This is a genomic window from Flavipsychrobacter sp. (assembly GCA_041392855.1).
In the GTDB taxonomy this organism is placed as follows: domain Bacteria; phylum Bacteroidota; class Bacteroidia; order Chitinophagales; family Chitinophagaceae; genus UBA5543.
Map to the genome: position 1 here is coordinate 50,271 of JAWKLD010000002.1, position 26,465 is coordinate 76,735.

The 26,465-nt window shown below is 37.8% G+C and carries 24 protein-coding genes and 2 tRNA genes; 9 read left to right on the plus strand and 17 right to left on the minus strand.

From position 1 onward, the window contains the following. Positions 1-26 precede the first annotated feature (26 nt). The 5 genes from R2800_13885 to mutY form a co-directional block, all read right to left on the minus strand. A complete protein-coding gene (locus R2800_13885) occupies positions 27-2,006 on the minus strand; it encodes a gliding motility-associated C-terminal domain-containing protein (GenBank protein ID MEZ5018145.1) in 1,980 nt (659 codons plus the stop codon). Between the two features lie 97 nt (positions 2,007-2,103). Next, positions 2,104-2,499 carry a hypothetical protein gene (locus R2800_13890; protein MEZ5018146.1) on the minus strand — a complete coding sequence of 132 codons (396 nt, stop codon included), beginning with the start codon at positions 2,497-2,499 and terminating at the stop codon, positions 2,104-2,106. A 16-nt stretch (positions 2,500-2,515) separates the two neighbouring features. Continuing rightward, positions 2,516-3,868, minus strand: a complete 1,353-nt coding sequence (gene gldE, locus R2800_13895; protein MEZ5018147.1) for a gliding motility-associated protein GldE — start codon at positions 3,866-3,868, stop codon at positions 2,516-2,518. Positions 3,869-3,950: 82 nt separating this feature from the next. Next, positions 3,951-4,370: a single-stranded DNA-binding protein gene (locus tag R2800_13900; GenBank protein ID MEZ5018148.1), complete on the minus strand. Its 420-nt coding sequence runs from the start codon at positions 4,368-4,370 to the stop codon at positions 3,951-3,953. 49 nt (positions 4,371-4,419) lie between these two features. Further along, positions 4,420-5,484: an A/G-specific adenine glycosylase gene (gene mutY / locus R2800_13905; GenBank protein ID MEZ5018149.1), complete on the minus strand. Its 1,065-nt coding sequence runs from the start codon at positions 5,482-5,484 to the stop codon at positions 4,420-4,422. A gap of 96 nt (positions 5,485-5,580) precedes the next feature. Here mutY and R2800_13910 point away from each other — a divergent pair, with 96 nt between their 5' ends. Next, on the plus strand, positions 5,581-6,423 hold the full coding sequence (locus R2800_13910; protein MEZ5018150.1) for a transketolase: 843 nt from the start codon (positions 5,581-5,583) through the stop codon (positions 6,421-6,423). Positions 6,424-6,471: 48 nt separating this feature from the next. Here the strand turns inward: R2800_13910 and R2800_13915 are convergent, their stop codons facing one another. Further along, the gene (locus R2800_13915) at positions 6,472-7,035 is read right to left on the minus strand and encodes a hypothetical protein (GenBank protein ID MEZ5018151.1); all 564 of its coding nucleotides are present in this window, start codon (positions 7,033-7,035) and stop codon (positions 6,472-6,474) included. Between the two features lie 70 nt (positions 7,036-7,105). After that, on the minus strand, positions 7,106-8,245 hold the full coding sequence (locus R2800_13920; GenBank protein MEZ5018152.1) for an acyl-CoA dehydrogenase family protein: 1,140 nt from the start codon (positions 8,243-8,245) through the stop codon (positions 7,106-7,108). 476 nt (positions 8,246-8,721) lie between these two features. Between R2800_13920 and R2800_13925 the strand changes: the two genes are divergently transcribed. The 3 genes from R2800_13925 to R2800_13935 are packed head-to-tail and all read left to right on the plus strand — an operon-like array spanning position 8,722 to position 13,369. Then, positions 8,722-11,484 (plus strand): T9SS type A sorting domain-containing protein, encoded by a 2,763-nt coding sequence (locus R2800_13925; GenBank protein ID MEZ5018153.1) that lies wholly within the window; start codon positions 8,722-8,724, stop codon positions 11,482-11,484. A gap of 29 nt (positions 11,485-11,513) precedes the next feature. Continuing rightward, positions 11,514-12,542 (plus strand): low specificity L-threonine aldolase, encoded by a 1,029-nt coding sequence (locus R2800_13930; protein ID MEZ5018154.1) that lies wholly within the window; start codon positions 11,514-11,516, stop codon positions 12,540-12,542. Continuing rightward, entirely contained in the window at positions 12,542-13,369 is an 828-nt protein-coding gene (locus R2800_13935; protein MEZ5018155.1) for a hypothetical protein, read from the plus strand. Before R2800_13930 ends, R2800_13935 begins: the two co-directional genes overlap by 1 nt. Before the next feature lie 46 nt (positions 13,370-13,415). Here R2800_13935 and R2800_13940 read toward each other — a convergent pair whose 3' ends face one another. Beyond that, complete coding sequence (locus tag R2800_13940) at positions 13,416-14,147, minus strand: DUF4142 domain-containing protein (GenBank protein MEZ5018156.1); 732 nt, start codon at positions 14,145-14,147, stop codon at positions 13,416-13,418. 59 nt (positions 14,148-14,206) lie between these two features. Then, on the minus strand, positions 14,207-15,088 hold the full coding sequence (locus tag R2800_13945; protein ID MEZ5018157.1) for a T9SS type A sorting domain-containing protein: 882 nt from the start codon (positions 15,086-15,088) through the stop codon (positions 14,207-14,209). 110 nt (positions 15,089-15,198) lie between these two features. On the opposite strand from R2800_13945, the gene R2800_13950 reads away from it, so the two are divergent. After that, positions 15,199-15,753: a cyclodeaminase/cyclohydrolase family protein gene (locus tag R2800_13950; GenBank protein ID MEZ5018158.1), complete on the plus strand. Its 555-nt coding sequence runs from the start codon at positions 15,199-15,201 to the stop codon at positions 15,751-15,753. Positions 15,754-15,755: 2 nt separating this feature from the next. On the opposite strand, the gene R2800_13955 is transcribed toward R2800_13950, so the two are convergent. The 4 genes from R2800_13955 to R2800_13970 form a co-directional block, all read right to left on the minus strand. Then, complete coding sequence (locus tag R2800_13955) at positions 15,756-16,826, minus strand: Ig-like domain-containing protein (GenBank protein ID MEZ5018159.1); 1,071 nt, start codon at positions 16,824-16,826, stop codon at positions 15,756-15,758. Positions 16,827-16,862: 36 nt separating this feature from the next. Beyond that, positions 16,863-18,221, minus strand: coding sequence for a T9SS type A sorting domain-containing protein (locus R2800_13960; GenBank protein MEZ5018160.1), 1,359 nt, complete (start codon positions 18,219-18,221; stop codon positions 16,863-16,865). Between the two features lie 393 nt (positions 18,222-18,614). Next, entirely contained in the window at positions 18,615-19,064 is a 450-nt protein-coding gene (locus tag R2800_13965; GenBank protein MEZ5018161.1) for a GyrI-like domain-containing protein, read from the minus strand. A 74-nt stretch (positions 19,065-19,138) separates the two neighbouring features. Beyond that, positions 19,139-20,074 carry a YafY family protein gene (locus R2800_13970; protein MEZ5018162.1) on the minus strand — a complete coding sequence of 312 codons (936 nt, stop codon included), beginning with the start codon at positions 20,072-20,074 and terminating at the stop codon, positions 19,139-19,141. Positions 20,075-20,225: 151 nt separating this feature from the next. Here R2800_13970 and R2800_13975 point away from each other — a divergent pair, with 151 nt between their 5' ends. From R2800_13975 to R2800_13990, 4 genes are all read left to right on the plus strand, one after another. Further along, positions 20,226-21,356 carry an acyl-CoA desaturase gene (locus R2800_13975; GenBank protein MEZ5018163.1) on the plus strand — a complete coding sequence of 377 codons (1,131 nt, stop codon included), beginning with the start codon at positions 20,226-20,228 and terminating at the stop codon, positions 21,354-21,356. Between the two features lie 228 nt (positions 21,357-21,584). Beyond that, a tRNA-Ser gene (locus R2800_13980) sits at positions 21,585-21,673 on the plus strand. A gap of 44 nt (positions 21,674-21,717) precedes the next feature. Beyond that, a tRNA-Pro gene (locus R2800_13985) sits at positions 21,718-21,791 on the plus strand. A gap of 58 nt (positions 21,792-21,849) precedes the next feature. Continuing rightward, positions 21,850-22,155: a DUF3817 domain-containing protein gene (locus R2800_13990; GenBank protein ID MEZ5018164.1), complete on the plus strand. Its 306-nt coding sequence runs from the start codon at positions 21,850-21,852 to the stop codon at positions 22,153-22,155. A 6-nt stretch (positions 22,156-22,161) separates the two neighbouring features. Here the strand turns inward: R2800_13990 and R2800_13995 are convergent, their stop codons facing one another. The 4 genes from R2800_13995 to dnaA all read right to left on the minus strand — a co-directional run bounded on the left by R2800_13995 (position 22,162) and on the right by dnaA (position 25,922). Further along, complete coding sequence (locus tag R2800_13995) at positions 22,162-22,992, minus strand: alpha/beta hydrolase-fold protein (protein ID MEZ5018165.1); 831 nt, start codon at positions 22,990-22,992, stop codon at positions 22,162-22,164. A gap of 96 nt (positions 22,993-23,088) precedes the next feature. Further along, positions 23,089-23,850, minus strand: coding sequence for an SDR family oxidoreductase (locus R2800_14000; GenBank protein MEZ5018166.1), 762 nt, complete (start codon positions 23,848-23,850; stop codon positions 23,089-23,091). Positions 23,851-23,988: 138 nt separating this feature from the next. After that, positions 23,989-24,318 carry a YHS domain-containing protein gene (locus R2800_14005; protein ID MEZ5018167.1) on the minus strand — a complete coding sequence of 110 codons (330 nt, stop codon included), beginning with the start codon at positions 24,316-24,318 and terminating at the stop codon, positions 23,989-23,991. Positions 24,319-24,440: 122 nt separating this feature from the next. Continuing rightward, entirely contained in the window at positions 24,441-25,922 is a 1,482-nt protein-coding gene (dnaA, locus tag R2800_14010) for a chromosomal replication initiator protein DnaA (protein MEZ5018168.1), read from the minus strand. Between the last annotated feature and the right edge of the window lie 543 nt (positions 25,923-26,465).

Below are 26,465 nucleotides of genomic sequence, written 5' to 3' on the forward strand. Positions count from 1 at the left end.
CCTGCTATTATTTTAGCAGGGAGTTTTTATCTTATTAATACAATATCCCCCTTAAATAAATACTTCTTTTCAAAAGGTCCTGTTAGTTGCAAAAGGTAATAGTATGTTCCTAATTCAGCTTCTACACCTTTATAAACCCCATCCCATTTTTGCTTTACATCGGTGGACTCAAATACTACTTCACCAAAACGGTTTACTATCAGGAACTTATATTGACTAACATCGCAATCAATATATGTCACACCAATTTTATCATTACGTCCATCATTATTGGGTGTAAATGCAGTTGGAATAAAGGGGGTACATTTACAAACTTGATAATCAATATTAATAGTGTCTGAATAAAAACCACACATTGTCGATATTGAAACATGGAACATGCCTGAATGCATTACTAGATATTCACTATTACTACTACCATCTTGCCAACGATAAAATGGATCTACTTGTGAGGGGACTTCTGCATTCAATATTTTTTCTTCACCATTACATAATACTATATCATTACCTATATCAATATTCAAATCTATAACACTCATATTGACCTTCTTGCTTGTCTTACAACCAAAATTATCAACGGTTACAATATACCTTCCTGCGTCTTTTTTTGTAACGTTTGGAATAATTGCAACAAGACCAGAAGCTATAAAGTTTGCTGGCCCCTTCCATTCAGATGTTGCTGATGATATATTAGTAGTAGCTATCAATGCTAATGAGTCATCAATACATACAAAGCTATCTTTGCTGACATTAATCTCGGGGTAGCTATTAACTAAAACATCAAGTACTTTGCTAGCCTCACACCCCAATACCGAGGCCGTGGCCGTATATTTACCAGCATTGACTGTTTGTGCATTAGCAATAGAAACATAAGATCCGTACCCTATAAAATTAACAGGTCCAGTCCATGTATAAATAACATCTTGTGTATTCGAATTCACATTCATTTTTATGACTTCTCCAGAACACAAAGGTGAATTCACAGTAGCTTTTAACCCTTGGGGATAAATACCTATACTTATTTTTTTGTTATTATGTGGTGTTTTGTAAGAAGGGCTACTGGATAATAATCGCAATCTATAATTTGTACTAGGTATAATAGATGTAGGAATTGTACATTTTATACTACCACTTGTTGTAGCTAACTTTGAGCCAATAATTTTTGTATTATTAGCAAAGCTTCCATTATAATCAGACAGCTCTACTGTAAATATATTTCCAAGAGAGTATGGCTCATTTGTAGTATAATTTAAATTAAACAACTCTCCTTCACAATAAGAATCTTTACCAGATAACTCTAGAGTAGGTTCTTTAAATTCTGCTACAACTACCGAATCTATAAAATAATAACTCATAGGAGACCCAGCAATACTAACATATTGCACTTTAAGGCCTCCTTGGGGAATAAAAGTTCCTATAACAATATTATCGTATGCAGAGTCTGCATAAACAATAGAGGATAAACGCACCCAATTTTGAGTGTCTGCTATTGGACCATATGTATCAAAATAGACCTGTGGTTTATTTTGTAAAAATGCAGCCGAACCAGCTACAGTTGCAGAAGGCCCTACATCATAAAAGAAAACTCCAAGCCCATCTGAGGCCCACTTTGAAATATTGGCTAGTGACACGGACATAGAAACCTTATAGAAATTGCCTTTGACCATTGGGGTAATTGGAGTGGTGATATACTCTGTATAACTAAAGGTATCTAATACTCCACCAACGTTTGTAAAAGATATTATACCACTATATCCTTTTCCGCTTGCTGGCATTTGGTATCCATGTACAGAATAAGGTGCCGATACTGGCCATATACCACATTCATGATAAAAGTCGGCTGTACCTTTATGATACTGCCTCCACGCAGGCACATCTGCTATCTGACTGAAATGCGCCGGGCACCTAGTATAATATTCAAAATTTCCGTTAGGCACCAAATTTTGCCCACATGCCATAGAAGTAATGAATAATAAGAGTAATAATGATAGGGGTTTCTTTAGCATGGTAATACTAAATTAAAGATTTTTTTGCATATGATATACATAGCAATAGAGTCTCTACATTTGTACTTTACTACTACCTATTAGGTAGCCTTTACTATTATTGAAAATATATGGACAGAAAAACAAAGCTCATATATCCCCAAAACAAAGAGAATACGATGTGTGTTAGTGTTTCAAAAGCCTTTCCTTTCCATAAAGCCGAGGAATAAACAAACAACTGGAAGTATAAACGTAATAACCAAAATATACCCAAGCCAAGTGACAATACATTACCTAAAGCCGTATGTATCAGATCGTCAGCATAAGTTAAACAAAGGGCACCTATCAATGTCACGGTAAGGGCAATGAAAAATGTGTGCGAACCAAACATCTGCCTATTAATAAGGCTTAGTTTCATTAACTCTTGCTTCCATTTAAAATACCTTGGGAAACCAATATGGGCAATACCTAATAAGAGTAAACAAGCTCCTATTATTTTGAGGTGTATTTCCATATTTTCAATTTAAGTATTACTCCTCCTCTTCTTCAACCTGATTGATGGTCACCTTTACTCTTTGTATACGCATCTTATCTAAGTTGAGTACTGTAAAGTCAAAATTCTTATAAGAGACTACCTCATTTACAGAAGGAAACTTGCCTGATATCTCTAGTATCAGCCCTGCTACCGAATCACTTTCATCTCTTATATCATCAAAAGTATCGGGAGATAACCCCATAAGACGACAAACATCATTGATCAAGGTCTTACCCTCTACTATATAGTTATTGTCATCAATTTTTTTGTGTAATGCATCTTCTTCATCAAACTCATCACGTATATCCCCTATTATCTCCTCCATTATATCTTCTAGGGTAACAATACCCGAAGTACCACCAAACTCATCTACAACAATAGCCATGTGCATACGCTTTTGTTGAAACTCCTTCAACAAGTCTTCAATAAATTTCCCTTCATGCACAAAGTAGGCAGGTCTTATAAGTTTGTGCCAGTCAAAATTGTCATCTTCTCCATGCGGCAAGAAATCTTTGGTATGGATGACACCCACAATTTTATCTAAACTATCTTGATATACAGGCAATCTTGAATAACCTAATTCAATCGCCATTTTTTGCACTTCGCCGAAATTAATATCATTAGGGATACCACCTACATCAAGCCTTGTACGCATGATCTGAGTAACAGTAATGTTACCAAACTTGAGTATACCTTTAAATATATCTACTTCTTGCTTAGTAGCTGTATGACCTACCGTCAGTTCTATAGCGTGTTCAAAATCTTCATTACTTATATTGCTGGCTGGTTTATTACCCAGTCTCTTTTCTATATAATTTGTAGAAGACACCAACATATTACTCACAGGGCGAAAAATACTCTGCAAGACGTTTAGTACGGGTGCAGAGAACAAGGCCATACGCATATTATTTTGCGTAGCATACACCTTAGGTAATACCTCACCAAAAAGCACTAATAAAAATGTTACTGCTACTATCTGTATAGAGAACCACATCACAGGGCTCACGTCTGGCGATACAATTTGACTGACCATCAAATTAGTAGTAATAACGATAGCAATATTGATAAAGTTATTAGCTACGACAATGGTAGCCAGCAACATTTTAGGTCTTTCCAGTAAACGTATGACCTGCCTTGCCGAAGCTTGATCCTTCGTCTTTAGATAATTAACATCCTTTCCTGTTAGGGAGAAATAAGCCGTTTCGGCACCTGCGGTTATTGCTGTCATCAAAAGAAGCAATAGCACTACAATAATAAGAATAGTCATATTGGAAGCCGAAAATGCTTCAACTGACGCTTGTAATAATAATGTCGAGAATCCGACCTCTCCGTCTGATGGACTGTCCAATACTGTAGGTTTTTATTTATGTATCAAAAATATCAAAGTGAAATGATAGTAACAATTCCAACTACAAATATTTCAATATAATTTAAAATGGCAGATCTTTATCGTCATCGCCATCCATGTCAGGAGCATCGGTTTTATAGGAACTATCCCCATGCTCGCTATGCCCATCTTTCCTTTTATCCAGCATTACCAGATTATCTCCCACTATCTCAGTACTAAATCGCTTGTTTTTATCCTTATCCTCCCAATTTCTCGTTCTTAACTTCCCTTCTATATATACTAAACTTCCTTTGTGTAGATATTTCTGGGCCAATTCTGCGAGCCCTCTCCATAAAACCACAGTGTGCCACTCTGTTTGTGAAACTAGATTACCGTTCTTGTCTTTAAACGTCTCTGTAGTAGCCAATGGGAATTTTGCTACTGCTATATTACCCTCTAAATATTGTAATTCCGGGTCGCGACCTAAATTGCCAATCAATACTACTTTATTAACTCCTCTCATTTCAGTTTTCTAGTTTACTCAGTTTAATACAAATTCACCTATGGTAACTTTAAAAATATAACTTTTTTTCAAAAAAAGAAACCAAGGTTTTAGGAAAAGAATAGGCTTTGAGTTCTTCTTTTTTAACCCATACCCCGTCTTCTATATTTTCTTTTTTGGCAACCCTACAGGTGTAGAATTGAAACTGTATCAACTGATGTGTCAACCTTTGTTTTAAAGTGCCTTCATACACCAAGTCACCTACCTTTATTTTACCTTTATTTAGTGCTGCTACAACTTCTTTCTCATCCAGTATTTTAGCACCTTCTATTAAATAGGGTTCATATAGATTCTCCCATATATCACCTGTACCTCTTTTAGTTATCCATATATCATCTTGGTGGTGAAAAATCACATAATGAAAAAAGCGGTTCTTCACTTTTACCTTTTTAGATTTTATAGGTAATAAGTGAATCATACTTTGTTTTTGGGCTGCGCACTTACCAGCCAGTGGACAAAGAGCACAGTTTGGAAGCTTAGGAGTGCAGACAGTTGCCCCAAAATCCATTATCGCTTGATTATATTTAGCGCTATTTTTTTTGTCCAGCAGTTGCTCTGCAAGGTTTGTAAATAGTTTTTTCCCTTCAGTAGTATCTATAGGAGTATCAATAGCCCAAAATCTGGATAGCACTCTATATACATTGCCATCTACAACTGCTTGAGGCAGTCCAAAAGCAAAGGAGCTGATAGCGGCTGCAGTATATGCCCCCACCCCTTTTAATTGCAACAACTCTTCATATGTGTTAGGGAATACACCACCCAGCTCCGCTGTTATATACCTTGCTGCTACCAGCATATTCTTACACCTGTTATAATACCCTAGCCCCTGCCAAAGTTTAAACACATCGTCATCTTTGGCTGCAGCTAGGCTACCTATAGTGGGATACTGCTCTGTAAACCTTAAAAAATACGGCAATCCCTGCTCTGCTCTTGTTTGTTGCAATATTATTTCTGAGAGCCACACTTTATAAGGGTTACGCTCTTCCTTCCAAGGTAGCGATCTATCATTCTCATACTCATGCCAATGCATGAGTTGCTCTGTGAAATATTTAGTTTTTTGAGCGGTCAACTTCATTATGCTGCAATATACACATGAAATCAACGAGCATTATTTTACGTTATAAAAAGTCTATGAGATACCCTACTTTTGCAGCATAATTATACTATTGATATGGAGTTGCAACAACTAAAAGACACTGCGTCTCAAGTGCGCAGAGATATAGTACGTATGGTTCATGCTGTACAAAGCGGACACCCAGGAGGTTCTCTAGGCTGTACAGAATACCTTGTAGCCTTGTATTTCCACATCATGAAACGTAATCCAGAGTTTGACATGGATGGCAAAGGTGAAGATATTTTCTTCTTGTCTAATGGTCATATATCTCCGGTATTTTATAGTGTATTAGCTCGTTCCGGCTACTTCCCAATAGAGGAATTAAACACTTTTAGAAAGCTTAACACTCGTTTGCAAGGGCACCCTACCACTCACGAAGGACTGCCTGGTGTGCGTATAGCAAGCGGTTCTTTAGGACAAGGGCTTAGTGTTGCTGCAGGTGCTGCATTAAGTAAAAAAATGAATGGTGATGACAGACTTGTATTCTCACTTCATGGCGATGGTGAATTGCAAGAAGGACAAAACTGGGAAGCAATACTATTTGCAGCTCATCATAAAATAGACAACCTTATAGCTACAGTAGACTGGAATGGTCAGCAAATAGATGGTGCAACCAAAGATGTAATGAACCTTGGCGATCTAAAAGCTAAGTTTGATACATTCGGCTGGCATACCATTACTCTTGAGAAAGGTAATGACATGGCAGAAGTTGTAAAGACACTTGAAGCTGCTAAGGCGGAAACTGGCAAAGGCAAGCCGGTTGTAATACTTATGCATACCGAAATGGGTAGTGGTATAGACTTTATGGAAGGCACGCACGAATGGCATGGCATTGCACCTAACGATGAGCAATTAGCAAATGCACTTGGTCAAGTTGCTGAAACACTTGGTGATTACTAATCTGACTTTACAAATATCAAATAAATAAAAGCCTCGCAATGCGAGGCTTTATTGTTTATACGGTTGTCTTAACTCCGCAGTAGTCTTATTGACTTTATAAAAGTGTACTGTATCAGAGTATATCTCTGGATTATCAATATTTTCAAGCACATACGCTCTAACCTCACTTCCTGTATGCTTATTGTAGATTTCAGTATTATTAACTGTAGCAGTTGTAATATGACTGAATTCAGCTGATGTTTCTAATATTCTTACAAAGAAATAACCCATATCACCCCACTTACCAAGTGTCTTTTCCCAGTAAGGAACATTGAGAAACTTCACCTTAGATTTATCAGCAGCTTCTAGTTCAGAGAAGAATATATTAGCCTCGAAAGTAGGGTTAGTACCTCCACGGTTGAAAAAACGCACATGGTACTTACCTTCTTCTACACTTTGAGTAATCTCATAAAAGTTATGTTTATTCGTGTCTTCTTCCATTTTCCAATTACCAACTATAAGATCATCTGATGGAGACATGCTAACCTCCGTAAGTGGAAACCTAGAGGGTGTGCCACAAGCAGACCACAATAAGCTTCCGCTAATAATTAAGGATATGGCAACCGCTCTCATACATTAAAAATAAACATATAAATCCGTGATACCTACAACATAAAATAGCCTCGCAATGCGAGGCTATAATTTATTTTAGAATATCTCTGGAGATAACCAGTTTCTGTATTTCTGAAGTTCCTTCTCCAATAGTACACAACTTACTGTCGCGGTAGAATTTCTCTACAGGAAAGTCTTTAGTATAACCGTAACCACCAAATATCTGTACCGCATCTGTAGCTATCTCTACACAAATTTCAGATGCATAATATTTAGCCATTGCTGATTCTTTTGTCATTTTCACCCCTCTATTCTTCATATCAGAAGCTTGATAGATAAGCGCTTCAGCAGCTTCTATCTTCACCTTCATATCGGCCAGCTTGAAAGCTATTGCTTGGAAGTTAGATATTGGTTGGTCGAACTGCTCACGCTCTTTGGAATATTTCAAAGCAGCTTCATAGGCACCCTTAGCAATACCTAAAGACAATGCAGCAATAGAAATACGACCACCATCCAGCACTTGCATAGCTTGGCGGAAACCATCTCCTACCTCACCCATACGCTGTGCGTCTGATATACGACAGTTATCAAATACCAACTCTGTGGTTTCCGATGCTCGCATACCTAATTTATTTTCTTTTTTACCAGCTGAGAAGCCTGGCGTACCACGTTCAATTATAAACGCTGTAACATTACTCTTAGCTCTCGGCTCACCAGTACGTGCCAAGACTACTGCTACGTTACCACTCTTACCATGAGTGATCCAGTTTTTGGTTCCATTAAGCACCCAGTCATCTCCATCACGCTCTGCTACACAACGCATATTACCAGCGTCGCTACCTGTATTTGCCTCAGTCAATCCCCAAGCACCTATCCACTCACCACTTGCTAGTTTTGGCAAATACTTTTTCTTCTGCTCCTCGTTACCGAAGTATAAAATATGTCCTGTGCAAAGTGAGTTGTGCGCTGCTACTGATAGACCAATAGAGCTACATACTTTTGCAATTTCGCTTACAACAGTTACATATTCGAAATAACTCAAACCTGAGCCACCATATTCTTCAGGTACTAATACACCCATAAGACCTAACTCACCCAATTTGTGAAATAGCTCGACAGGGAATATCTGGTTTTCGTCCCATTCCATCATATCAGGACGAATATTTTTGTTAGCAAAATCACGGATCATGTCCGTGATCTGTAATTGAGTATCTGTTTGACTAAAATCCATATAGTTTCTTATATAAGGGTATTATGGCGCAATTTTACGACTTTTTTGGTCGCTAATCAATTTTGTAGACTATCTAATCATTAAACAAACCTATAACCGTATTAATTCGAGGGTTACACATTATTATACTTAAAATTCAAAACTTGTTTCTATTCTTACTTGGTAGATAAAACCATACTGCTACAGGCGAGATCAACTCAATATATAGCGCAAAGCCATTCCAAGCACAATAAGTAACAACAAACCCAATACGCCTAAACGTTCTGTACGGGAAAAAGAAAAATAAGCTTGTAGTATTTTCTTCATAACAATAGCTATTATAAGATACTGAGAATATATCAGTTGTAGCAATTTCAACTTTCAGTTAATAAAAATGTCATAATACCCTACCACACATTAAATTCAGCATAAAACTACTACCCTACAGCTCCAACAGTTAATATTTCACTAATTTCAATATACCCAATATCCGTTAGATGAAGTATACCGCCCTTATATTATCCCTATTAATAGCTACAATAACCCAAGCTCAGAACCATGTCCCAAATGGTGATTTTGAGTATTATTCTGTTTGCCCTATCGGTTACTCTCAAGTTCCGAGTTGTCTTGGATGGGATAATTTTGTAACTGGACCTACACCTGATTTCTTTCATACCTGCGCAACTTCTAATAACGTTTCGGTACCACTTAATTGGTTTGGCTTCCAAAACCCAGCAAGCGGAAATGGATATTTTGGGGGATATTTTTACATCCCTAATAGCGCTAACTATAGAGAAATTGTAACAAGAAAAATCGTACCCTTAACCATTGGTGTAACATACGAAGTTTCTCTTTCTGTTTGCAGATCAGGCAGAGGTGGTCGAGCTACTGATAATATTACAATTTTATTCTTTGATACTCTTGGCAATATAACCCCCAGCAACTGGCAAACGTTACAACCACAAGTCCATTTTCAGAATTACGGTATTATTACAGACACTTTAAACTGGGTAAGGCTTACAAGCACTTTTACTGCAGATTCTACATACGACAACATAGCTATTGGAGGCTTTTTGCCTGACAGCCTCATTAACGTAGACACAACTAATGTTGCAAGTTTTGCATGGGCGTACTACTACTTTGACTCTGTTGTTGTAAAGCCAATATGGGAAATAAATATTTCTAATCATCTTACAAACTTTTGTGTAAATGATAGTTTCATTATTAATTTTAATACAAGCTTCAAACTAAATACTAACAATATTTTCACCGCGCAACTATCCGATGCGACAGGAAACTTTATCAACCCAACCACCATTGGTAGCTTAACCTCTGATACAACAGGAACAATAAGAGGATATATTCCTAATAGTGTGATTACTGGCAGTGGATATAAAGTAAGGCTAATATCATCCTCTCCAAAAGATACCATAATTAGCAACCAACTAATAAAGATAGGTAACCTCGACAGTACAAATACTTCTGTTCAAGTAACTAGCAATAGTCCTGTTTGTGTAGGCAAGGCTCTAAGCTTTACTAACACAAGTACTCCTAATTACTTAACCTACTCTTGGACAGGGCCTATTGGCTATACATCCTCCCTACCATCACCATATATATCAAGTGTACTCCTTGCAAACGCAGGAAGCTATTACCTAACTAGTAATCTTTATGGCTGTGAAATACTAGACACATTACAAGTACAAGTAAACCCATTACCTAACAAACCGATAGCCAGCAGCAATACACCAGTTTGCCAATACGACACACTAGCACTCACAGCAGCAAGTACTACAAGTGGTGTCACCTATAGCTGGATAGGACCAAACAGCTATACCAATAACACACAAAACCCAATAAGAGTAAACGTACCTCAAACAGCTGGAGGGTTTTATACTGTTGCTGCCACACTCAATGGCTGTAGCACATACGACACCATCGCAGTAACCATAAAAGATGTGCCCGACACTGTCACACTCAGCAGTAATAGCCCACTTTGTACAGATGACACTTTGAAGCTTTTTAGTGACACATCTACAGGTAACGTTACTTACGCCTGGTCAGGACCTAATAGTTTTAGTGCTTCTGCTAATGATACTATAATTGCGAATGCCAGTGTTGCCAATACAGGTTGGTATAGCATGACTGTAAACCTTAATGGTTGTACCTATTCCGATAGCACCTATGTGATGGTGACGCAAACACCATCAGCACCAACACTCTCCTATAACAACCCACTATGTATTGGGGAACAGCTTAATCTCAATGCCACTAGCTTAGTAAGTGGGGTATCTTATAGCTGGACAGGGCCAAATAATTTCAACAGCACCATAAAGAACCCTACAAAGACCAATGTGCAGTTGGCTGACACAGGCAACTATTACGCTACTGTCACTTATAACAACTGTACCTCTCCTGTTAGCTCTCTGAACATCAACATCAAACCAAATCCTTTTGTGGTCATTAGTACTCCTTTCGATACTGTTTGTGATGGCACTAATGTGACCTATATGGCTATACCTGTCAATGCCAGCAGCAACCTTCAGTATACTTGGAAGATCAACGCACAACCTCAATCTGCTACAGGGTCAACCTTCTCTACTACTAATCTCAACAATAACGATATTATTCTCTGTGAGATGACAGACAATGCGCAATGCTCATCACCAGTTACAGACCAAAGCAATCAGATAAAAATGAATGTACTCCCTTGGCTGGCGCCTTCAGTAAGCATTGCGGCCAATCCTACTGGCATTATCATCCCTTGGGATTATGTGCAGTTTACCGCTACGCCTGTAAATGCGGGCAACAATCCTCAATACCAATGGAAAAGAAACGGGCAAGACATTATTGGCGCTACAAGTAATATATGGAGTGCTAATAATCTTAATGATAATGACACCATACATGTAGAACTCATCAGTAGCTATAAATGCCCACAACCTACTGCTGCTAAAAGCAACAGCATAGTTGTACGTATTGCAACAGGTATCAATGAAATAAAAGAAGACAATCAACTCACTCTTGCTCCTAACCCTAACAATGGGCAGTTTACTCTAAGTGGTCAACTCAACACCAAGGGCGTTGCTAAAATACAGATCATAAACATGCTAGGGCAAATAGTATACAACACCGAAACAAGAATCAATAACGGCACACTAAACCACCAGATAAAAATAGACCAAGCAACAAGTGGACTATATCTGTTACAACTTAGTATTGATAACCAACTAACTCAAATCAAGTTTAGAATAGATTAATTGTCCCAAAAATTACTTTTCTTGCAAGCATGAAAGGATTTGCAAGTGACAACTATTCTGGTGTATTGCCAGAAGTAATGGAAGCCTTAGCCGATGCTAATATAGGACATGCGCGTGCCTATGGAGCTGACAATATAACCGAACGTACCAAAAAACTCTTTTGCGATATATTCGAGGCGGACGTAGATGTTCACTTTGTATACAATGGCACTTGTGCCAATGTACTCAGCATGAGTAGTGGCACACAATCCTACAACGCTATTCTTTGCGCCGAAACCTCTCATATGTATTGTGATGAGTCTGCTGCTCCGGAAACTTTTACAGGATGTAGATTCTTCCCGCTTGCATCAGGAGCTACTGGTAAGATAACTCCCGAAGCAGTGCAGCAAAGACTTATAAGGAAAGGCGATGTTCACTATCCACAAACACGCATGTTGTCAGTAACACAGAGTACTGAATATGCTACTGTCTACACTCCTGAAGAATTAAAAGCTTTAGGCAGCTTAGCCAAAGCCAACGATCTCTTTTTTCATGTAGATGGTGCTCGCTTCTTCAATGCGGCAGCCAGCCTTAACTGTTCGCTAGCCGATATCACCAAAAATGCAGGTGTAGATATCCTATCCTTTGGTGGCACTAAAGCAGGTATGATGTTTGGGGAAGCTGTTGTTGTCTTCAACAAGAAACTTTCAGAGCACCTACCCTTCAAGCATAAGCAAAGTATGCAAATGGCATCTAAAAACAGATTCATTGCTGCGCAGTTTGAAGCTATGGTTACCAATGAGCGTTGGCGTACCTATGCGAAGCATGCTAATAAGATAGCACAAGAGCTACATCAAGCGATAAAAGATATACCTGGCGTACAAATAACTAAACCTGTAGAAGCAAATGGAGTATTTGCCACACACCCTGAAAGCTGGAATGAAAGCATGTGGGCTAAATACCCTTACTATGTTTGGGATGAACATAATAATGAAGTACGCCTTATGTGCTCTTGGGATAACACCGAAGAAGAGGTTGCTGATTTCGCAAAACACATGTTAAGTTTAGCGAGTCGATAATGATAGCTAAGAGACTAACTATCCTAATTGTATTTATCATCTTAACACTACTTACACAAGTAGGTGGTCTTCTATTAGTTTTAACTTTATTACTACACTGCATAATAGCCAAGCGCTATAAAAGAGTAAACTTTATTGGAGCTAAAACACTTCTATTCATTCTCATTTATTTCACTTTCACTTTTGTGCTGATACCGCCCATAGCGAAACACTTTGGGAGAGTACCCCTTCCCTTTGGCTTTAACAAAGGGAATCTAAAGCCGCAAAACCCATTCACATTTCTGCTAAACCGACATTATGTAACCAAAGACCTACACGCTACAATCACTACAGCATGCAAAATATGGGAAGGCCAACACAAGGGAGAAACCATTCATTACCTAGATGCTAACTTCCCATTTATAAACGGCTTCCCCTTAATACCCCACCTTAGTCATGACGACGGCAAGAAATTAGACTTTGCCTTTTTATATTATGACACCTTACACAAGAAACCTTCAAACAGTACGCCATCTTATTTTGGCTATGGAGTATATGCTGAACCCGAAGAAGGTGAAATAAACACAACCATTAAGTGTGAGACATCAGGCTATTGGCAATATGGTTTACTTGGAAAAATATTACCAAGAAAGAAAAACACTAACCTGATATTAGACGAAGCAAGAACAAGAGCGTTTCTACTAATATTATCAAAAGAGGCTACAATTAGTAAAATCTTTATAGAACCTTACTTAAAAACAAGGCTAGACCTCCGCCATATTAACAAGATACGTTTTCATGGCTGTCAAGCAGTTCGTCACGACGACCATATTCATATACAGCAATAAAAAAAGGGATAGCAATGCCACCCCTTTCCATTATTATTCATCTGTACTATTGATCGATTACATCCTTAAGCATTTGTTGTTCATTGCTAATATGCTCTGAATATTGCAGAATGATGTTCTTCAATTCATGATGCTTTACTACATTTTCGTTTCTTCTAAAGTAGGAGATAAACTCTTTATTGATATCTAACATTTTATTCGCCCAAGCCTTATCCCATGCCTCCCCTTTGGCGCCTGTCACTACTTCAGCTTTTACATTCTTCTTTTCCTCAACCTTAGCATGAGTTATATCCAAGAAGTTTCTGGTAATATCATTAAGCATTGTATGCTCTCCTTCCAGTTGTACGGCAACATCCATTATATCTGAACGGGTAGCCTTCTCTCCAGCAAGCTTTGCCGTGGCGATATATTTATTATTGATATCAAAAATATCTTGCACTATTTTGATCTCATCATCCGTAGCTTTCTCATGCGGTTGTTCTTGTATATTATTCTTTTTTGCTTCTTCCGCGGGCATCACAATATTACCATCCATATCTACTACATTACCTTTTTCATCAAAAGACTGCCCTGGTGACAACATGTTCACTTGAGCACCACCTTCTACACCTTCTTCAGGTTGAGGTAAAACAGGGGGAGCCATAACCTCTCCCATATCTATATTCTGGTGCTCTTCTTGATTATCACCTTCTGCTTTCTTATCGTTTGCGCAAGAGGCTAATAAAACACTAGCAATAGCCACACAAAAAAAACTTCTCTTCAATAAGTACATATTCATTTAATATTCGTTAGTGTAATTTTGAATAAAAATAACTATTACAACCTACAAAATATAGACTACTTATTCACGACAACTTTTTGTGTAACTCTATTGCTATCGTGCCCAGTACTTAAATAATAAATACCTGAAGGCAGCTGTGCTATATCCATTTGATAAGTATTACCTGATGCTACTCCTTTACTAACAATACTACCATATACATTAATTAGAAGAATAGGATCATTTTGTTGAACCCCTTCTATATGCAACACATCCGTAGCGGGATTAGGGTAGCACTTTACAGTAGGGTCATTCGTAATTGTTTTTACGTCAACCGGAAATTTGTTAATAGTAGCTGTAGACCATGTTGAAGGCACGTTTCTATCTGCCGCCGACGGCCACATCTGGTATATATTATTTGTATTAGTAAGCACAAATGCTAGCCCCATAACGCTTTGAGTTACGGCATTGAAGTTTAGTTTGTTGTAAGGAATTTTTATTTCTACACTATCTGTGTATGGAGGTCCTGGTGTAAAGTTGGGTACTCCTGTCCAACTAGTCTGTGAAACATTACAGTTATTATACACACCATATCCTCCATCATTCTCACAATCTTGTGCAGAAACATGGAACCACCATTGACCAGCTACCCAATTGCTTCCTTTTTTATTTTGAGGATCTAGTAATACTTCAGGAAATATTTGACTAACGGAATGCGACTCTAGCTTTCCTGCAAAAGCAAAATATACATTTTGCATGTCGTGCTTATAGTATACTGTAATACTATCATTATTAGACATTACAATAAATACACTATCTGCATCTTGCCACTCACTGGCGTTTATCTGGCCATCCACATTCACATTATTCAGGTCAAAAGGAATAACAATAGATGTTTGTGCTGAAGCAAAATTTATTGATGCAATAAACATTGCTATTACTGTGATTAACGTTTTCATTCTTTTTACAAATTGTCTTTTTATAGAAAGCCTACTTCTGTACAAACTTAACGAAATAAACATTTCTATATTTGTCATTAAAATATTGTTTTTTTAAAACTAGTCAGCAAATGGGCGAACAATATAATAACACAACAACAGCTGCATTTCTGCAACGATTAAGTCAAGGCAAAGGCATGCCGGGTTCAGGATGTGCTGCTGCTTTTTCTGCTCTAATGGGTATATCCATTCTGCAATCTGTATGCAAGATCACCCTAAAAAAAACAGACTACACAGATAGCTACCCTCAGCTAGACAAAGCGCTACAACTACTAAATCAACAATACTACCCACAACTGGAAGTGCTAATGCAACAAGATGCAGATGCAGTTACTGACATGCTGAAAAATACGATCACTAAAGAACTAACGACCACACCAATAGCTATTAGCAAAAGCTGTATCGATGTTTTAAAAACAGCCCTTGAGGTGTTTGACAATACTTATCAACCAATGCTGGGCGATAGTGCTACCGCTATTGCAATGATCAATAGTGCGATCAATGCCACGCTTTTTATTAGCAAAGCAAACACACGCAAGAACAATACACTTAAAAGTGAAGTGGAAAGAATCGAAGAAGAATATCTCCAATTAAAGCATGAAGTAAGCAGAAGGCAAATTATCTAGAACTACCTTACCTCAAATTCCCATTTATTCACTAGAGCATCTTTTTCTATTTCTCGGGCATTTTTTATTTCGAAAAGTCTGTTGATCCTATTCCCTGAATAATCAGAAACAGAGCCTTTCAATTCCAAAGTATAACTACCTTTTCCCCATGTATTTATAGGCGTAACAGTAAAATAGTCGTCTGTACTTCCTTCTCTTACCTTACACTCTACCACATTGCCGTCACCGTCCAATACTTTTACCCCATCTACAACAGAGGCATTATCCATACCTTCTGAGAAGTATATTTTTATAGGCTCTTTAGTGTTAGAAGATGGCTGCTTGATAAAGTATTTATTCATTTTGGGTATCTCCCTATCTTGTCCTGTTACATAATATCGCTGTTCATAGGCTTCCTTTAGCCTGTTACCATTTGCATCTTTAATATTTTGCAATACCTCCAGTCTATAGTATTTACCAGAATCAAACAATGGACTTTCATAATGGATGCCGTTCTTTACCCTACCAGGATGAATCATCAATACCAACAACTTACCATCATCTAGCCAAAAGGATTTCTGTCTCCATGCTCGTGGACGCTCTACACCTTGCTCGTCATACATTTTTATATACTTATAAGCATGTTTATCCTCCAACATTGGCTGGCTAAACCGCACATGAAAATAAAGTGTATTATACGGTATTGTATCTGCTATAGGATAGGCACTTACCACTGCCGCTTTATTTACAGAACGCGGATTTTCAGGCGTGTGATAGTTTTTGACAACTTCTTGTTCATTACCCGTTTTAGCTTTTGCAACAAAATGCATATCGTAACCTAGATCATACATTGGGGTATAATACAACCGAGTATCTTTTAAGCTATACCTACCTGCTACAGCTACCTTAGCAGCCTCCTTATCAACTATCATATACAAGCCTAACAACTCTTTTCCATGACCTAGTCCTTGCGCTTTAATATTAAGCAGTTGCATTTTAGTTAGCACTACAGATAAAGTAGGGCGAAGAGGATTGTCGTTATCAATAGTTATTACTTCACCTGCAAAAGTTTGCAGATGAAGTAATATAACCATGAAACAAAGTATTATGCTTCGCATTTGAGGTATCCTTTATTTAACCGTCAATTTATTAGAAATAACAGCACCGCTAGATAAAGTAACATTGACTGTATATATACCAGCATTAAGCGTACTAACATTCATTGTTGCTTTATGTGCACTTATTTTTTGAGACGATACAACCTTACCATCTATAGAAATAATAGTAGCTGTAGCATTCACTTCATTTTGAGGCAATGTGATCGTTACATTGTTTGATGCAGGATTAGGGTATATAGATACTGTAGTATTATTAGTAACTGTTGTTACACTTGTTGGAGGAGGTGTTTCAGTAGACATCTTAGATAATGTCAATGCACCTGTAGTACCTTTCTCTAACAACAATAGGCGATAGTTATCCCAAAGCGCCATAGTAGTATAGGTACCTGTACTCATCTCCTTCATATCATCAGCAGGCAAAGAGGCTGCTACTTTACCAGTATTGTCTCTTAGCATTGTTGCATTGTTATCATACTTATTAGCAGTTACTTGGCTACCGTCCAGATATTTTTTACCTATACGGTAAACTTTATCATCATGAAGGTCGAACAACCAGTCTTTACCATCATGGTGCATGAACGCTACCTTTTTAGTTTGCCCTTGGTGAACATTAAAGTCTTCTGTTACTGTTAATACACCTGAACCTGAAAGCGTAGCCGCATCTATTGAAAAACCAGGAGCGCATGTAGTTACGCCCATCAAACGATTTTTACCATCTACAGTACCAAATGTAAGTGTTTCTAAAGGTGCTGTTGTAAGATATTGTCCACCCCAGTTCGACTTAAATAAAGTTGTAGCACGTTTTGTAAAAGTACCATTGTGTGCAAATGGCGGAGCCATCCAACCTAGCTCTCCATTCAAAGAAAAGTCTCCAGAAGAAACATACAAGGTATTGTTACCGTATGTGATATCGTTTACAGCAAGGCTACCTTTCCATGAAAGTAAACTATAGGTTGCATTGCTCAAGTCAACAATAGAAACATTAGCTCCGTTATTCTCTACTTTAAAAATATACTTTGCAGGACCACCTTGACCCAATATGTATACTGATTTAGAGATCGGGTTCACTTCCATATCCAAGACGTTAACGCTCTGCCCTACAAGTGGATTTAATTTATCCGTTACAAAATTGGGGATAGATGTAATTGTATTAGCTGCTGCTTTAGAAGCATCATTATCTACAATATCCACTGCATAGATCGCAGTATTGTCCCCAATACATAAAACAACATCAGTACCATTGGAAACCATGTGTATTTTACTCATAGTTAGCGACATGATGGTTCCTGTAGTGGGGCTGCTCAACAACGAGTTTTGTGCCATGGCAGACATACCCATACATAAGAAAACCGGTAGTAATAGTTTTTTCATACTTAGTATTTTAATAATTAAAAGATCATCCCATACCCAACAATCAGATAAGGGAAATTTGAAAACTTAAAAATTCTTAACACTAAGAACGGAATGTGTTCAATAAAAGTTGGGGGGAGGTAATGGGGGATTTAATTGTCATTCAGCCTAAAGTATTGACTGATAGCCCTTATATTTTAGCTACAAGTTTATTCGGACTTTCGATATTATAACTTTTAATCTTTCGCTAATACAAGCGTGACAATTCAACACAAAACGAATATGACAATGGAGTGACATAAGCCCCTAACGGGGCTTATGATGAAAGTTTCGACAAACAACGAAAGGCCTTACAAACTCCTTTCATAGTTCCCTTAGTAATTAATAATATGGTTCTACATGTAGACATGAGGACTATACAACACCAACTTGAATTTCGGTTCTATTATTTTCAGGGTTATCAAAGTCTACAGTTAAGTATACTTCTCTACTAACATTGCTTAGCGTATGTCCTTCAACTCCAATTTGAGGAACGAACTTTTCGTAAGTGGCTGCAAAGTTGTCCCAAGAGCCAATATGCATTGTTGTTACACATTTAAATTCAGGCAGCTCTTGAAATTGATATTTATCAGAGGGAGCCTCTCCCTCCACTTCAAGGCATATTTGCAATTCAAACTCATTGTGCGGATCTCCGCTTGCACCAAAATAGACCCAGTGCTGAAGACCATTTGTTGTTAAACCAAGTCGCTCACACTCTTCTTTAAGTGCCATTGGTGTTTTGCCTACATACTGCTCCATATCTAGCAGCGTTGTTTTCACAGTTGTGTACATCACCTTTACAGGAGGTTGCATTTTGATTTCCATTACTTGTTGTTTTAAGATTATAATGCAAAGCAACAAGCAGGTGGTGACAACCCTATGTCAACAGCAGTAGAAAATTATTTATAATGTTCCTGAAGTAAGGATATATGACGTTTTACTTCTTCTTTAAGTGCAGCGGGTTTTATGACAGTAGCTTCCTTTATAAAGCTGATCAACCATTTAGCAAAATAGTGTAATGACGGCGTTAAAAAGGTAACCTCTACTTTATCTCCTTTCTTCTCTTCGCTCACAAAGCCGAAGTATAGTTTTTGTTCCTGTATATACTTGGCTACTCTTTTATCAAAGGACACGACTACTTTTATCAACTCGTTTTCATTCCTATAGGTATTGATGTACTGAGTTAGAGAAAGCTTCTTTTGTGTGAATTTTTGATCTGTATTTTGCAGATGCTGTATCCTATCTAGTCTAAAATCTCTGTAATCGTTTCTTAAAGTGCACCATGCTACTAAATGCCAGTAGCTACCTATGAAATATATTCCTACAGGCTCTACTACCCTTATTGATGTTTCTTCGGAATAATTAGCATAATACTCTATGGATACTGCTTTTTTATCACTGATACTTTTCAACAACTCAAACATATAGCTTGGTCTATCAGCCTGCGGTGTTTTATAAACATGTATCACATCCTCAATATTCTCCAATAAACCCTTTTCGTCACTACGCAATACTGCCTTTATCTTATACAATGCATCTTTATATTGAGATGCGGTACGTTTATCGGTAAGCTTATCTACTAGTTTTTCTGCTGTAAGAAATGCAGCAGCCTCCTCATGAGTAAACATTACAGGAGGCAATCGGTAGCCATCCATGATACTATAGCCCACACCGGCCTCTCCTATAATAGGTATACCTGCCTGCTCTAGCGACTTAACATCTCTATATACAGTACGCAAACTGATATCAAAACGCTCAGCTATATCCTGCGCTTTTACCACTTTTCGAGATTGCAGCTGTATGAGTATGGCTGTTATTCTGTCTAATCTATTCATTGTAGGTGAGCTGAGCTACAATATTATAGAATCAAGAGTAAAAACTGCAGTATCATTTCAAATGTTGCAACATCATTCAAATGTTAATATCACTAATACAAATGTTATTGATACACCTTATTTGAGCATTTGACATTATCTTTGCACATCTATGTCAGGAAGTACAATTGCAAAAGAAGAGAAATTACAGATTGTAAAGTTTGCCCCTAAAGGGAAAGAAAGTTTTATAGATGCTGTAAAGAGAGAAGTGGAAGCATATTTCAACGACAGAAATATTGCTAAACATGGCAATCTGAAGATGTACACAAAAACAGTAGCCATGCTGGCTATGTATTTTGTGCCTTATGCTTTGATAATTAGCGGTGTTGCTTCTTCTACAAGCATGGTACTTTATTATGCATCTTGGGTGCTAATGGGAATAGGCATAGCAGGCGTTGGTTGCTCAGTAATGCACGATTCTAACCATGGTTCTTACTCTCCGTACAAAGGTCTTAACACTTTTATGGGAGCATCGCTTAATATACTAGGGGGCTACGCTCGTAACTGGATCATTCAACACAACATATTACACCATACTTATACTAACCTTAAAGGTCTGGATGAAGATATTGAGGCAGGTGACCTGATCAGAATGTCGCCACATAGCAAATGGAGACCAATGCACCGTTACCAACACCTATATGCATGGTTGCTATATGGTATCATGAATATATACTGGGTAGTAGCTAAAGACTTCCTGACCATCTTCCGTTATCATAAGAATGGTCTATTGCGCAAGCAAAAAATATCTTTGACCAGAGCTATTGTAGAATTAAGCATTTATAAGGTTATCTATTTTGGGTATACGCTGGTACTTCCGCTTATGCTCTTAGATATAGCTTGGTATCATGTAGTACTGGGTTTTGTGGCTATGCACTTGATGGGTGGTTTTTTACTAGCCGTTATTTTCCAGGTAGCACACGTAATGGAAGAATCAGAATTCCCAGAGATGCCTGTAGATCGTAAAATGGAAAATAGCTGGGCAATTCATCAGGTGATCAATACTGTTAACTTTGCACCACGTAGCCCTTTGGTCACTTGGTTTGTAGGTGGTCTTAACTATCAGATAGAGCATCATTTATTCCCTCAAATATGCCATGTTCACTACCCTGACCTATCGGATATAGTAAAGGCTAAAGCAAAGGAATACAATATACCATACTCTGTTCAGCCAACTTTTATGCGTGCTATCATGGAGCATAAAAATATGCTCAAGAAGCTAGGCACGGGTTATACAGGATAAAATTTCGGCTATAATACACTCTTTCAGTTGTGGTATAAGTCTCTGATTGGCTTATACCTTGCAGTTTCACATGCAACTATTTCGCTATAAGTATGCCACCTATCGAGGGCAATACAATTGTGACTAAAAATTATGTGAGAAATGCTGCAAAATCTATTTTGAAATGTTGCGAATAACCTTATCTTTGCAATCCCTTAATTACTGGGGAAAGTTCTTAACAATACCACTGGTGAGGTGGGTGAGTGGCCGAAACCATTAGTTTGCTAAACTGACGTACGCTTAATCGTGTACCGCGGGTTCGAATCCCGCCCTCACCGCTCGTTAAAAATCCGGCAGCTGATTTAGTTCAGCTATTAATAATCGGGAAGTAGCGCAGCCCGGTAGCGCATCTGGTTTGGGACCAGGGGGTCGCAGGTTCGAATCCTGTCTTCCCGACTTACAAAAACAGCCTTGACAATCCGTCAGGGCTTTTTTGTGTCATAAAAGAGATATTATGCATTTAAAAACAAATACAGGCAGACTTAGAGTTGTTGCTCTTTTTGAAGGTATATCATTGTTGGTATTGTTATTTATTACTGTACCTATGAAGTATGTATGGGGCAACCCCATTGGCTCTGAGGTAATAGGACCGATACACGGCATTCTATTTATACTTTATGTATTACTGACCTTTAGCGTAGCGGGAGATCATAGCTGGAAGTTCTTCAAAACAACATGGCTTGTGCTGCTTGCCAGCTTTATACCTTTCGGTACTTTTTATGTAGATAGTAAAATATTGAAGCCAATAGATAAGAAGTAGCAATGTCTACTTATCCTTTGAAGAAAACATTTTCCTAAACCCTTTATATACTGCTAAGTGTAAAATATTAGCATGGTTATGCTGTTCGATATGGTCAATATTAACTGTACATTTTTGCGTATCATGGGCTAGCTTTTCTACCAATTCCTTAGCAGTACGTTCCATAACCTCCCCTTCTTCTCCAACTGCTATATACACCTTCTTTTCGTCCTTAAGCGATTGCGGTTTCCCCTTCAATAAGGACTCATCATCCCACCATAAGCTAGGGCTAACAATAATATAATGACTGAACAAGAAAGGACGCTTCAATAATATTTCCGTGGCTAACAGACCGCCTAAAGACTGCCCAATAATAATGCTGGTATCGTTCTGTGAATAATGCTCTTTTACAAATGGCTGTAGCTCGTATTCCAAAAAATTCATAAAAGAGACAGAGCCTCCTGTCGTCGGAAAATCTTTTTTATCCTCAATATTTCTGGTAGGGAAGGTAAAATCTCTTTTTCTATCTACATTCTCTATACCTATTAATATTGCTTGTGGCGCGTAATTGACCCATGGATAGTTGGCAAACTGCAACAAGCCTGCTATATGTATAAAATCCTCCTCTGCAGAACCATCTAACAAATAAATTACCGGATAATTGCTTACTCTATCTTCTCTATAGCCATTCGGGAAGTAGACATTCAGTTTCCTATACTCTTTTAGCTGCTTAGAGTATACTTCTATAGTCTTACCTAATACAAATGGGGACGTTGTTTCAACCTCTAAGCTCCCTTCTTGTGCTTTACCTAACTGCACCAATAATAACAAGACTACTAAACACTTATACTTTTTCATAGCAATAGATAATTTCACGCAAAAATAGTAGACCTACTTGGCCTCACAAAAAAGCCTTGATAATAGATCAAGGCTTTTAAGAAAAAAATATTTCTATTAATAAGCTGTCCAACCTGAGTCAGCCGTCACAACAGTACCATTTACAAAAGAGGCATCTTCAGAAGCTAAGAATAATGCTACTTTGGCCAATTCTTCAGGCTTCCCCATTCTAGGGTTAATAGCCATGCCCGCCATAGATCGCTCCATACCAAAAGCATCAGGATTATCAATAGTGGCACCAATATTTGTTTCTACTCCTCCGGGAGCAATAGCATTGCACCTAATGCCTTTAGGTGCGTATTGATAACCTACATTCTTGGTAAAACCTACTACTGCATGCTTGGATGCGGTATAAGCAGCTCCCGCTCTTGAGCCATACAAACCTCCTACCGATGCAATGTTTACGATAACGCCTTTTTCCTTAGGCAGGAATATAGATAATGCTTTCCTTGTAGTACGCATTACGCTAGTCACATTCACTGTCATTATCTTATCCCAATACTCATCAGTAAGCGCTGCCGCAGTTACAAAATTATCCATGATGCCTGCATTGTTCACTAATATATCCAAAGTACCATAGGTAGTCACTGCTGCATCTATAAGATTACTAACATCAGCTTCCTTTGCTACATTTGCCTGCACTGCTGTAGCTATTCCTCCATCGTTTTCAATTTCATTTACAACGCGTCGTGCGCCTTCTATATCTATGTCTGAGACCACGACTTTTGCCCCTTCCTGTGCAAACAATTTTGCTATTGCTTCGCCTATACCAGAAGCTGCACCTGTTACTATAGCTGCTTTATTTTCTAACTTTTTCATGTTGCGATATCATTTTAGTGTCTTATCAAATTAGGCATACCCAATATTTTAAAATAGGATATATATCAGGTTTTAAGGTTTTAACAAATAAAAAGCCCTAACTCATGTTAGGGCTTTTATAAATATCATAGATGTTATCTAGTGGTTATGACCTGCATGTTCGTCATGCTCCTCATGTCCTTCGTGGCCATCATGCTCTTCTTGCTTTTGGTATTTTGCAGGGTTACCTTCAAATGCAGCCTTGCAAGTACTGCTACAAAACCATGTAGTATCTCCATCAGTAACACTATATTCTTCCCAAGAACTATCATGTGTCATACCACAAACAGGATCTACATTTGCAGCCACAGCAGAAGTTTCCTCTGTTACCGCTTCTTCGGTTGCAGTTGTTTCATTTTCAGTAGATGCTTCGTTATTACATGATGCAAAAGCTACTAATAGCCCAAATGCTAATATTCTAAATTTCATAAGTATAAATTTTAGGCAAAGTTACAATAACAATGATACTCTTACAATTATACCTTAAGCTCCTTACAAATACAAAAGCCTCTGAAAATTCAGAGGCTTTTTGTAACTATCGTAATAATATCTTAAATACTCGCTAACTGCACTTTTTGCTGTAGCTCTAGTATATTCTCTTTGTATTCGGTATCAGTATCCATTAAGTTTTCCACTGTTTGACAAGAGTGTATCACTGTTGTGTGGTCAAACCCGCCAAAGTGTTCTCCGATATTCTTTAAAGAACTCTTAGTGAATTTCTTCGCCAAGTACATAGTGATCTGTCTTGCTTGTACCACTTCACGCTTACGAGTTTTGACCAATAGCTTATCATAAGGCAAGCTAAAGTATTCGCACACCATTTTTTGAATATTCTCAATAGTTAGCTCACGTGCCGAAGTCTTCACGAAATTCTTCATCATACGCTTCGCCAACTCCAAGTCTATTTCTTTCTTGTTCAGCGTAGCCTGTGCGAACAATGCAATCATGGCACCTTCCAACTCTCTTACATTGCTTTGTACATTATAAGCAACATATTTCACCACTTCTTCCGGCATCTCCAAACCTTCACGTCTCATCTTGATATCCAAAATACGCTGGCGAGTTTCAAACTCTGGTGGTTGAATATCTGCATTCAAACCCCAACGGAAACGACTCAATAAACGTTCTTGCATTCCTTCCAAGTCTTTTGGAGGCGTATCACTGGTTAAAATAATCTGCTTACCGCTTTGATGTAGGTGGTTGAAGATGGCAAAGAAAACATCTTGTGTCTTAGTTGCCGGAACAAACAAATGAATATCGTCAACAATCAAAACATCTATCAATTGGTAGAAGTTGATAAAATCGTTGACCTCATTATTCTTAGAGTGATCTATAAACTGATTAATGAACTTCTCTGCACTTACATACAAAACAGTTCTTGTAGGATGCAGTCTTCTTACTTCATTACCTATTGCTTGCACCAAGTGAGTTTTACCCCAACCTACACCGCCAAAAACTACTAATGGATTGAATGCGGTTGCGCCTGGTTTCTGGGCAACATGTAAACCTGCCGAACGAGCAACACGATTACAGTCACCTTCTACATAATTTTCGAAGGTGTAGTTGCTATTCAACTGAGGGTCTATCTGCATACGCTTCAAACCCGGAATAGCATAAGGTGTTTTTATATTATGAGGGTCATCCCATTTCAATGGCATATCCACATAGTTGCTATCTTTTGGCGGCATCCTTCTGGTGCTACCTGGCATATTAATAGACGCAGGGTTTTTCTTTGTCTTATTCCCTTCCATCAATATGCGATACTCCAAACGACCTTCCTTTCCTAATACTCTCTTTATCGTCTTACCTAACAACTCTACGTAGTGCTCTTCTAACCACTCATAAAAAAACTGGCTAGGTACTTGTAACGTAAGTACACTACTATTCAATGCAGCTGCGGTAATAGGCTCGAACCATGTTTGGTATGTTCTCCAATTGACATTGTCCTTTATTACACTTAGGCAGCTGTTCCAAACAGCTTCAGCATCTTTTTGTAAGTTATTGTCAGAATCGTTGTAAATGTTGTTATCCATATCGGGCAACTCAATCTTCAAGTTAAACCATTATTTTAACAATTAGGTAATCGTAGGGTAACAAATTCTTTATCCTAAAAAAGTAACTTCATTTTTTAGGTATTATCATTTATTCTACTATACCCTTTTATGCTTGTGTTAGTGCAATACCTTGCCGCACTTTTTTCGAAATTTTGTTTGTTGTACTTTCACTTTAGCAGGAAGACGAAATTGCTAACAATTGGTTGAAAAAAAAAATCAAAAGCCTATTGTTTATGTGATAACGATTACAGATTGGACAATTATTTTTCGAGCACCTTTACCTGTATTTTTTTCGACAAATAAGTCAACCATTGAAAACCAATACATTGCTATCCCCGCAAGCATTTCAAAGACAACAATAGTTAAAAAAAGCAATAATTGCTATTGATATATTATTGCCAATTTAACCATATCAATTAGTTTACAAATCCGTTATAACCTAAAGCCATTCCTTCTAAGAACTGCTTCTTAAAATTAGACTATAAAAAAAGAGAAAACAGGTTTTGTACTATAAAAGAACGT